This window comes from Streptomyces turgidiscabies Car8, assembly GCF_000331005.1.
GTDB lineage: Bacteria > Actinomycetota > Actinomycetes > Streptomycetales > Streptomycetaceae > Streptomyces > Streptomyces turgidiscabies.
Genome location: NZ_AEJB01000619.1, coordinates 18338 through 28389, shown reverse-complemented (window position 1 = coordinate 28389; position 10052 = coordinate 18338). Strand labels below are relative to the sequence as shown.

Here is a 10052-nt window from a genome sequence, read left to right as displayed (position 1 = left end):
CACCCTCACCAAGGACGAGCGGTACGCCCGCACCCGCGAGTACATCCGGATCGTCAAGAAGATCTGGACCACCCATGAGCCCTTCGACCACGAGGGCGACCACTACCGCTTCCACGACTTCGTCAGCGACGTCTTCCCCGTCCAACAGCCACGCCCGAACGTCTCGTTCGGCGGCTCCTCGCCCGCCGCGTACGCCGCCGGGGGCGCCGAGGCCGACGTCTACTGCCTGTGGGGCGAGCCGCTGGCGAAGACCGCCGAGCAGATCGAGGCGGTGAAGGCCGCCGCCAGGGAAGCGGGCCGCACCGACGTACCGCGTTTCCAGGTGGCGTTCCGCCCGATCATCGCCCCGACCGAGGAACTGGCCTGGGAGAAGGCCCACCGGACGGTCGGCGCCATCAAGGCCCGCACCAGGGATGGGAACGGGTAGGGGCGGCGGGGGCCGGACTCACTCGGTCGGCGCCACGCACGGCCCCTTCGCCCACCACTCCGGCAGCATCGCGATCGCCTCGTCGCCCAGGGGGTTCACCCCGGGGCCGGCGGCCAGCGAGTGGCCCACGAGGACGTGCAGGCACTTCACGCGGTCCGGCATGCCGCCCGCGCTCGGGAAGCCCTCCAGGACCTCGATCGCGTCCCGGCGTGCGATGTAGTCGTCGTGCGCGGCGCGGTAGGACGCGGCCAGCTCGGGGTCGGTCGCGAGCCGTTCCGTCATCTCCTTCATCACGCCGTTCGCCTCCAGCGTGCCGATCGCCGAGGCGGCGCGCGGGCACGTCAGGTAGTACGTCGTGGGGAAGGGAGTGCCGTCCGGCAGGCGCGGCGCCGTCTCGACGACGTCCGGCTGCCCGCAGGGACAGCGGTGCGCGATGGCGCGCAGCCCGCGCGGCGGGCGGCCCAGTTGCTGCTGGAAGGCCTCGACGTCCGCGTCGGTCGGCTCGGTGCGCGGGGTGGGAGGCGGGGGCGTGTCCATACCTGTCTTTTCTTTTCCGTTCAGTTCACTGCTTCACGTCACTGGTTCGCGGCGTCGGCCTTGTCCACGCCGTCCCAGACGTTCGCGTACCAGGGACGGTCGGCCGCGCCCAGGTCCACGCGCGACTGCTTGGCCGCGTCCGGGTCGATCACGATGTATCCGGTCTCGCCCGGCATCACGTAGTGCAGCCGCTGCCTGATCTGCTGCTGCGCGTACGCGTCGTCCTGCCAGCGTGCCTTCAGGTCGCGCAGCTGCTCGACCCGGCGGCTGGCCTGGTCGCGCTCGCGCTCCAGGTCGGCGATGTCGGCACGCTGGGAGACGTACTGCCTTATCGGGTAGGCGAGGGCCACGATCAGCGAGCAGAGCACCAGGACGAGCAGGGCCGCCCGGCCGGTCAGGCGGGAGCGGCGGGCCTGGCGCTTGGTCTGCGAACGGTAGACGCGGGCCGCCGTCTGCTCGCCGAGCAGCTTGATCCTGGTCGCGGTGGAGAACCGGTCCCGGTCCTTCACGGCCATGTTCCCCGCCTCCCGTTCACACGCGCGTACGTCCCCGCACACGGTACGGGACCGGGTACGGGGACGTACGTACGACTGGCTATGCCTTGGCCCAGGTGGGGTCAGCCCTTGAAGCGGGGGAAGGCCGAGCGGCCGGCGTAGACCGCCGCGTCGTCGAGGATCTCCTCGATGCGCAGCAGCTGGTTGTACTTGGCGACGCGGTCCGAGCGGGCCGGGGCGCCGGTCTTGATCTGGCCGCAGTTCACCGCGACGGCGAGGTCGGCGATGGTGACGTCCTCGGTCTCGCCGGAGCGGTGGGACATCATGCACTTGAAGCCGTTGCGCTGGGCCATCTCGACGGCGTCCAGGGTCTCGGTCAGCGAGCCGATCTGGTTGACCTTGACGAGCAGGGCGTTGGCCGAGCCCTCCTCGATGCCACGGGCGAGGCGCTCCGGGTTGGTGACGAAGAGGTCGTCGCCGACGATCTGGACCTTGTCGCCCAGCTTGTCGGTGATGGTCTTCCAGCCGTCCCAGTCGTCCTCGTACAGCGGGTCCTCGATGGAGATGAGCGGGTACGCGGAGACGAGCTCCTCGTAGTACTCGGTCATCTCGGCGGCCGTGCGGGACTTGCCCTCGAACTCGTACTTGCCGTCCTTGTAGAACTCGGACGCGGCGACGTCGAGCGCGAGGCCGATCTGCTCACCGGGGACGTACCCGGCCTGCTTGATGGCCTCGATGATGAGGTCGAGCGCGGCGCGGTTGGACTCTAGGTTCGGGGCGAAGCCGCCCTCGTCGCCGAGACCGGTGGACAGGCCCTTGGTCTTCAGCACCTTCTTGAGGGTGTGGTAGATCTCCGCACCCCAGCGCAGCGCCTCGGAGAAGGACTCCGCGCCGATCGGGGCGATCATGAACTCCTGGATGTCGACGTTGGAGTCCGCGTGGGACCCGCCGTTGAGGATGTTCATCATCGGAACGGGCAGCAGGTGCGCGTTCGGGCCGCCGAGGTAGCGGAAGAGGGGCAGGTCGCTGGCCTCGGAGGCGGCGTGCGCGACGGCGAGGGAGACGCCGAGGATGGCGTTGGCGCCGAGGGAGCCCTTGTTGTCGGTGGCGTCCAGGTCGAACATGGCCTGGTCGATCAGGCGCTGCTCGGTGGCGTCGTAGCCGACGAGCTCCGGGCCGATCTGCTCGATGACGGCGAGGACGGCCTTCTCGACACCCTTGCCGAGGTAGCGGTTGGGGTCACCGTCGCGCAGCTCGATGGCCTCGAAGGCTCCGGTGGAGGCGCCGGACGGGACGGCGGCACGACCGGTGCTGCCGTCATCGAGGCCGACCTCGACCTCGACGGTGGGGTTGCCTCGCGAGTCGAGGATTTCCCGGGCTACGACGACGTCGATGGACGGCACGAGCATCTCCTTATGGAATGTGACGCGGGTACGCGGGGCTGGCTGAGGCCTCGCGAGTACGGGGCCGCGGCGGCTCCGCGTTGATGAGCCTAACCGGCTCCGGGGGATCGGCCAGCCTTCCGACCACCCCATGGACGGAACATGAACGGAACCCAGGGTAAACATTGTTCCCCCGGGGAACAAAAAGCCCCGCTCCGGTGCGTACGGGGGAACACGCACCGGAGCGGGGAGCCCGTGGGGGACGGGGGGTGACCCGCACGAGGCCTTCACTGTGGAAGGCACGGCTGTGCGGGTCCTGTGGTTCACCTTCGGGCCGGCTGGGATCTGGGGGACGTGCGGCCCGACGGTGACCGGGTCAGCTGTACCGGCCCAGGTAAAGCCGGATCAGCTGAGGTGCAGCTGCTGGCCCGGGAAGATGAAGTCGGCGTCGTCGATGATGTCCTTGTTCAGCTGGAAGAGCTTCTGCCAGCCGCCCTTGACGTGGTGCGCCTCGGCGATCGCGCTGAGGCTGTCGCCCTTGACGACCTTGTACTCGCCGTCGCCCTTCTTGACCTTCTTGCCGGTCGGGGTGGTGACGGTCTTCTTCGCGGCGGGCCGCTCCTGCGAACGGGAGGCCTGCTGGTTGTCGGTGGAGCGGGTGGAGGTCTCGCCGGAGCCGCTGGAGTTGTTCGAGCTGCTGGACGAGTTGTTGTCGCTCGCACCCGTGCTCGAACCGCTGCCGCGGCTCGAACCGCCGTCGTAGGAGGCGCTGGACAGGCCGGTGCCGCAGACCGGCCAGGCACCCTTGCCCTGGCCCGCGAGGACCTTCTCGGCGATGGTGATCTGCTGGGCCTTCGAGGCCTGGTCGGCGGTGCCGGCGTACGCCGTGCCGCCGTACGCGGCCCAGGTCGAGGCGGAGAACTGCAGGCCGCCGTAGTAGCCGTTGCCGGTGTTGATGGACCAGTTGCCCCCGGACTCGCACTGGGCGACGGTGTCCCACTCGGCGGAGGTGGCGGCGGAGGCGGAGCCGGCCGCCAGCAGCGGAGCGGCGACAGCGGCACCGGTCACGCCGGCGATGGCGACGACGCGGGTGGCCTTGGACGGACGACGGTGCTTGCCCTTGCCGGAAAACAGCATGAAAGATCCCCTCACCGACGCCTGCGAGGTGAGCTGTCGGGTTCGGGCCGGTTGAGTTGCCCGGCCGTACGCCCCTGTCGGGCGGCGTACGGCTTCACCCCGAGCCGCTCCGGACAACTGCCCGGTGCGGCGCCTACCTTGGGTCCCCCGCTCCTGCCTACGGCGCTTGACGCGACGACTGTTCCCGTTCGGCCGTTGGCAGGATTCGGCGTTGCGACCGGCGGGGCCCACTGTGGCGGGCGATGACGACCGTAAACAGCTGATCCGATGAAATACAAAGACGATCAGGGCTTCTGAGACCTATGTCTCACCGCATCGATAACGGACATTCAGCGCGAAACCAGGACGTGAACTCCGGTTAGTTTTGCCCCGGTTCGCTACCTACGGCAAGGATCTGACCGGGGAGAACGAGTCCCGAGTCGGAGTCAAGGAAGGCGTCGCTCCCAGCGGTGGATTCGGACTGCCCGCCGACGAGATCGAGGGAGCCGGTGACATCCCAGAGGGCGTCCCCGATGCTGCCGGTGTACGACCCCTCGGCCTTGCCGCGGTGACGGCCGGTACCGGCAGGGGTCTCGGTGCTGCTCGCACCACCCTCATTCTCTGCCTTCTGACCTGATTTGCCAGCCTCTTGACCCTTTACGGAACCTACGGGCGAACTGTCGCTTTCCTTCGAGCCGTCCGCGCTGGGCGACGAAGCGGAGGGGGAAGGCGAGGCGGACGACCCGGCAGGGTCGCCGACGCCCGCGGAGCCGGTTGTCGCCCCGCTGGACGGCGTCGGGGACGGCGACGAGTCGAGGCCCCCGGTCAGGGCCGAGGAGCCGGTGGAGGGGGACACGGAGGGCGTGGGCGACGCCGAAGTCGAGGAGGAGGACGAGGAGTCCGATCCAGAGCCCGAGATCACTCCCAGGCCCAGACCCGAGGCGTCACCCTTGGACGCGTCGGTGTCGCCGCCGGCCACACCGGTGTCGACGTCCGCCGAGCCGGTGTCCTTGCCGAGCCCGGACAGCAGCGCGCAGGCCTCCCAGGCACCGGCCCCCTGGTCGTCGAGGATCTTCTCGCCGACGGCGATCTGCTGCGAACGGCTGGCCTGGTCGGCGCTCGGGGCGTAGGAGAGACCGCCGTACTTCTCCCAGTCCGCCTGGGTCAACTGGAGCCCGCCGTAGAACCCGTTGCCGGAGTTGGCACTCCAGGAGCCGCCGCTCTCGCACTCCGCGACCCGGTCCCAGGTGGTGCCACTGGCCGCGCTGGCGCCGGTCGCGCCGAGCAGCGGGATGGCGATGGCCGAGCCGGCGACACCGGCCGAGACGAGCAGCGCCGGGGCCTGGCGGGGGCGACGGTGACGACCGTTCCCGGAGAGCATGCGGTTGCCTTTCACGAGACAGCGGGGACCAGAGCGACGCGTGATGCCGGGCATCGCACTGGTGCACGAACGTAGCCGCAGGCGATCGCTTGTCACAAGTTCATGCCGCACAGATCACGTGAAGATCACATTGTTGAGGGAGTGTCACCTTCCCGTGATCTTCTACGGGGCCACCGGCAAGGTCTGGCCGGATTCGCGCACCGGGGTGAACTCGACGGGCAGGGTGCGCAGTCCACGCATGATGAGCCCGCCCCGCCATCGCAACTCGGCCGGATCCGCGGCGAGTTGCAGGTCAGGGAGGCGGGTGAGGAGGGTGGCCAGCGCGCTCCGGCCCTCCAGACGGGCGAGCGGGGCACCGAGGCAGTAGTGGATGCCGTGGCCGTATCCGAGGTGCTGGTTGTCCCGGCGGCCGAGATCGAGGGTGTCGGGGTCGGCGAACCGTGCCGGGTCCCGGTCGGCGGCGGCGAGGACGACGAGGACGGGGTCACCGGCCGCGATGTCCTGCCCGCCGATGCTGAGCGGGCGAGTGGCGAAGCGCCAGGTGGCCAGCTCGACGGGGCCGTCGTAGCGGAGGAGTTCCTCGATACCGGTTTCGAGGAGGGAGGAGTCCGCGTCGGCCAGGGAAGCCTGGAGGCGGGCGCGCTGCTCGGGGTGGGTGAGGAGGGCGTAGACGCCGTTGCCGATCAGGTTGACGGTTGTCTCGAAACCGGCGAAGAGCAGGATGAAGGCCATGGCGGCGGCTTCGTTCTCGGTGAGGTGCTCGCCCTCGTCGGAAGCGCGGATGAGCCCGGAGATGAGGTCTTCACCGGGTTCGGGTACGTCGGACAGCGCCTCGCGCTTGCGGTGGATCAGCTCGGCGAGATAGCTCCGCATCTTCTTCACGGACCGGGCGACCCCGCCCCGGGGCCCTCCCCCGTGCCGGATCATCATCCCGGCCCAGTCCCGGAAGTCGTCCTGGTCCTCACGGGGGACGCCCAGCAGGTCGCAGATCGCGTAGATGGGGAGTGGGAACGCGAAGTCGTGGATGAGATCGGCGGAGCCGCTCGCCGCGAACCGGTCGATCAGCTGATCGGTGAGTTCCTGGACCCGGGGCGCGAACTCGGCGACCCGGCGCGGGGTGAACGCCTTGGCGACCAGCCTGCGCAGCCTGGTGTGGTCCGGCGGATCGATGTTCAGCAGATGGGTCATCAACTCGGCCTTGCGCTCACCGGGGATACCGGTCTTGCCCTTGGCGTGCGCGGGCTCGTCGTGATGGGCGGGGTTCTTGGAGAGCCGGGGATCGGCGAGGGCCTGCTTGGCATCCCCGTACCGCGTGACCAACCAGGCCTCGACCCCGCTGGGCAACTTCGTCCGGTGCACGGGCGCGTGCTCACGGAGCCAGGCGTAGGCGGGGTAGGGGTCGGTGGCGAACTCCCAGGTGAAGAGTTCGGGGGCGGGCGCCGGGGGCGTGGAGTGGGGCTGGTTGGTCACTCCTGGAAGGTATCCGGGGTACCGGGGGCTTCGCCGACGGTGAGCCGGACGCCGAGGTGCCCTGTGCCGAAGGTGCGGAGATACCAGGCCGTGAATTCGTCCATCACGACTTGCCTCACTCGCACGGGGGTGAGGGGGGCGGCGCTGTCGGCAGCCTCGTAGCCGTCGTCGGACTGAGGTGCACGCCCTTCGGCCCCCGCCTTCAGCCACCGCAGCGAACGATCACGAAGCAGCTTGCCGAGCATGACTGCCGCCTCGTGATCGCCAGCCTCTGCAGACGTCTCCAAAAAGGCTTCCGCGTCCCTCGCCGCCCCCCTCTGCACCAGCAACCGCCCCAATATCCCCGCCGCCTCCGTCTTCCCGGCCTCAACCGCCCGCCGGAACCATCCCTCTGCTTCCTCCGTGTCCCCCAAGCGCTCCTCAAGCAACCCCAGTTCGAACATGGCCTGCCCGTCCCCCGCCTCCGCGGCCACCTGAAAGGCCCCCCGCGCCCCCTCTACGACCACCTCGGCGTCGTACGCCGAATCCACCCAGGCAACGCCCAGCGCCGCCCACCGCACCTGCGGTTCCACCGGCGGACAAGCCTCGTCCTGGAACGCGGTGTCCACCAGATAGGGGGACGCCTCCCACATACTCGCGCCGCTTCTCCTCAGCATCCGCAGCACCCCGTGCCGCTTCTCCGCCGCCCAGGCCAGGGCGTCGTCCACGGGCTCCCGTTCCATGCCGGCCACACCCTCGTACCCGGCGTGCACCTGCACCAGCAGGCCCTGGGGCAGCGGGCCCCGCAACCCGCACCTGGCCAGATCCACCGCCGCCCGCACCAGCGCGTACCCGCGCGGATGCCGGTCCGCACGCCGGGCCCGCTGCCACTCCTCCCACAGCATCGGCCCGACCGCGAGATACCCCGCCACGCCCTCCGCACCGCACCGGCGCGCGGCCTCCGTCAGCCGGGGGTCCGCCGCCTCCCCCGCCCGCTTCCGCTCGCCGTGGCTCCAGTCCCGGGGCAGTTCGACGATGTGCGCCAGATCGAGAACGCGGCCCCGGGACGACTTCCGGAACTCGTCGTACGTGTCCTCGCTCATCGTCGCGACCACCGCCACCCCCTGTCCCGTCAGCTGGGCCAGCAGCCTCGGTTCCAGGCCCCCGTCTCCGAGGTGACCGTCGAGGTCGTCGAGCCACAGCGCGCAGCGTTCGCCGGGCAGGCTTCTCAACAGGGCGGGCAGCTGCCGCAGGTTCTCGTGCCGGGCAGGCGCGAACACCCGTACGCCGGAGAGCACTTCGGCCATGGCAGCGAGCGCCGTACGCGACTTCCCGGCAAACGCGTCCCCTCGTACGACGACGAGGCCGCCCTCCGAAGCAGCCTGCTCCAGCGCCGACCTGACGGCCGGGTCGGCGTCCCGTGCGACATACGGAGGGAGTTGCGGAAGCCCCTTGCCTCGCCGCGTCGGCCGCACCCCGTAAGCCAGCGGATCCATGTCGTCCGCCGAGGGCCAGTCCACCGAAGGTGACTGGGGAGCACCCCTCGTGCCATCCCCACCCGCCTGCTGCACGTGCTGCACACCGACGAACTGCCCGTTGACCGTGATCCTCTGGAAGTCGAAGTGGTCCCCCGCCACAGCAGGAGCAGGAGCAGGACCAGGAAGAGGGAGGGAGAGGGGACGGGGATCGGGACTCCCGGTCTGCTTCGGGGGCGACAGGGACCCGTCGGGCTGCCCCGCACTCATCTCCTCGATGATGACGGTGAGTTCATCGGAGCCGTCCAGGTCCCACGCGTCCGCGAGACCCTCGCTCAGCCGGTCGCGCCAGAGCAGTTCCGCCGTGCCCTCCTCCAACTCCACCGGGCCGCGCAGGCTTTGGAGTTCAGCAGCGGAGTCGTCCTGCCCGCGCCGTTCGAACCACTCGACGAACAGGTCCCGTACCCGCTCCCAGTCCTCCGCCAGGCTCAGTCCCACCACCAGCACCTCGGCGCCCTCGGCCGCCAGCAGGTCCATCTTGTGTTCCACGCACGCCCCCACACCTCAACACCGCTGTGGGTGAACGGTACTGAGCCCGGGCCCGACTCAACGCACCGTCACTCCTCCCCAGCCACCCCGGCCACCCCTCCCGCCCCTTCCTTCACCCGCACGGCGTCCCGATAAGCCCGGGCGGCGACCCGCAGCGCCCCTTCCGGATCCACGCCCTCGCGCTCCGCCCGTACCGCCATCTCCAGCAGCTCGTATCCGATGCCCGCGCCCTGCGGCAGGGGAACGTCCAGGCCCGCCGTGTGGACGCGGGACGCCAGTTTCGCCGTGAGGGCCAGGGCGGGCTGGCCGAGCGGAATGCCTTCGGTCACCGAGGTCCGGCGCTTCTCGACCGCCTTGGTGCGCAGCCAGAGCTTCTTGACGTCCTCCGGGGTGGACGCCGTCTCGTCGCCGAAGACGTGCGGGTGGCGGTGGATGAGCTTCGTGACGATGCCGGCGGCCACGTCGTCGATCGAGAAGGGGGCCGCGCCGTCCTCCTCCTCGCTCCCCTCACTCCCCTCACTCCCGTCACTCACCTCGCTCGCCTCCTCGGCGATGCGGGCGTGGAAGACGACCTGGAGCAGGACGTCCCCCAGTTCCTCGCGCAGCTCGTCCCGGTCGCCCTCCTCGATCGCCTCGACGAGTTCGTACGCCTCCTCGATGCCGTACTTGGCCAGCCCCTTGTGTGTCTGGCGGGACGACCAGGGGCACTCCAGGCGGATGCGGTCCATGACCTGGACGAGGTCGAGGAGGCGGGCGCCGGGGAGGTCGTAGGAGGCGGGGAGGAGTTCCAGGTCCGGCATCTGTACTCGGCCGGAGCCCGCGAGGCGGGCCAGGCCGTCCGTGAGGGCCGGGTCGCCCTCGCCCGTCGTCACGACCACGACCGTCCGGCCGCCGGCGCAGGCGTCGAGCAGGTCCTCGGCGGTCGGGGCGGTCTCCTCGACGGTTGTGCCGGCGTCCCGCAGATACGGCAGCTGCGGATGCGCACCGTCCGCGCACAGCACCCGGTCGGCCGCGTGCAGCGCCTGCCAGGCGGGCCAGGACAGCAGGCCGGGGGCCACGCGGTGGCTGGTGGTGAGCAGGACGATCCGGCCGGGGCCGGTCTCCGACCCTGTCTCCCGCTCCGTCTCCGGAGCTGTCTCGAAGCTGCTGGTTGCGTTCACCCTCCGAACGTAACCCACGCCACCGACAGCCCCACCGGTTGTCCACAGGCCTCTAGGTTGTCCACAGGCCGCGCACCCCTGG

General features: G+C 70.2%; 8 protein-coding genes, 1 pseudogene and 1 riboswitch. Of the genes and pseudogenes, 1 reads left to right on the top strand and 8 read right to left on the bottom strand.

What is annotated here, in order from left to right:
- Positions 1 to 418, top strand: a pseudogene (locus tag STRTUCAR8_RS43025) (LLM class flavin-dependent oxidoreductase); the annotation flags it as partial.
- 27 nt (positions 419 to 445) lie between these two features.
- Here STRTUCAR8_RS43025 and STRTUCAR8_RS43020 read toward each other — a convergent pair.
- From STRTUCAR8_RS43020 to STRTUCAR8_RS42985, 8 genes are all read right to left on the bottom strand, one after another.
- Positions 446 to 964 (bottom strand): DUF501 domain-containing protein, encoded by a 519-nt coding sequence (locus STRTUCAR8_RS43020; RefSeq protein WP_006382722.1) that lies wholly within the window; start codon positions 962 to 964, stop codon positions 446 to 448.
- Between the two features lie 38 nt (positions 965 to 1002).
- Positions 1003 to 1479 carry an FtsB family cell division protein gene (locus STRTUCAR8_RS43015; RefSeq protein WP_044473872.1) on the bottom strand — a complete coding sequence of 159 codons (477 nt, stop codon included), beginning with the start codon at positions 1477 to 1479 and terminating at the stop codon, positions 1003 to 1005.
- Positions 1480 to 1580: 101 nt separating this feature from the next.
- Positions 1581 to 2861, bottom strand: a complete 1281-nt coding sequence (eno, locus tag STRTUCAR8_RS43010; protein ID WP_006382731.1) for a phosphopyruvate hydratase — start codon at positions 2859 to 2861, stop codon at positions 1581 to 1583.
- A gap of 384 nt (positions 2862 to 3245) precedes the next feature.
- Entirely contained in the window at positions 3246 to 3977 is a 732-nt protein-coding gene (locus STRTUCAR8_RS43005) for a transglycosylase family protein (protein WP_006382727.1), read from the bottom strand.
- A gap of 3 nt (positions 3978 to 3980) precedes the next feature.
- Positions 3981 to 4152, bottom strand: a riboswitch (cyclic di-AMP (ydaO/yuaA leader).
- 183 nt (positions 4153 to 4335) lie between these two features.
- Entirely contained in the window at positions 4336 to 5337 is a 1002-nt protein-coding gene (locus tag STRTUCAR8_RS43000; protein WP_006382721.1) for a transglycosylase family protein, read from the bottom strand.
- A gap of 162 nt (positions 5338 to 5499) precedes the next feature.
- On the bottom strand, positions 5500 to 6807 hold the full coding sequence (locus tag STRTUCAR8_RS42995; protein ID WP_006382732.1) for a cytochrome P450 family protein: 1308 nt from the start codon (positions 6805 to 6807) through the stop codon (positions 5500 to 5502).
- Positions 6804 to 8810 carry a tetratricopeptide repeat protein gene (locus tag STRTUCAR8_RS53020; protein WP_006382729.1) on the bottom strand — a complete coding sequence of 669 codons (2007 nt, stop codon included), beginning with the start codon at positions 8808 to 8810 and terminating at the stop codon, positions 6804 to 6806. The genes STRTUCAR8_RS42995 and STRTUCAR8_RS53020 overlap by 4 nt, the downstream gene beginning before the upstream one ends.
- Positions 8811 to 8878: 68 nt before the next feature.
- Entirely contained in the window at positions 8879 to 9970 is a 1092-nt protein-coding gene (locus STRTUCAR8_RS42985; protein ID WP_006382728.1) for a nucleoside triphosphate pyrophosphohydrolase, read from the bottom strand.
- Between the last annotated feature and the right edge of the window lie 82 nt (positions 9971 to 10052).

What these genes read in the sequence shown, in the direction of transcription:
- STRTUCAR8_RS43020 (WP_006382722.1), bottom strand. Translation starts at nt 964, where the DNA reads ATGGACACGCCCCCGCCTCCCACCCCGCGCACCGAGCCGACCGACGCG.
- STRTUCAR8_RS43000 (WP_006382721.1), bottom strand. Translation starts at nt 5,337, where the DNA reads ATGCTCTCCGGGAACGGTCGTCACCGTCGCCCCCGCCAGGCCCCGGCG.
- STRTUCAR8_RS43005 (WP_006382727.1), bottom strand. Translation starts at nt 3,977, where the DNA reads ATGCTGTTTTCCGGCAAGGGCAAGCACCGTCGTCCGTCCAAGGCCACC.
- STRTUCAR8_RS43015 (WP_044473872.1), bottom strand. Translation starts at nt 1,479, where the DNA reads ATGGCCGTGAAGGACCGGGACCGGTTCTCCACCGCGACCAGGATCAAG.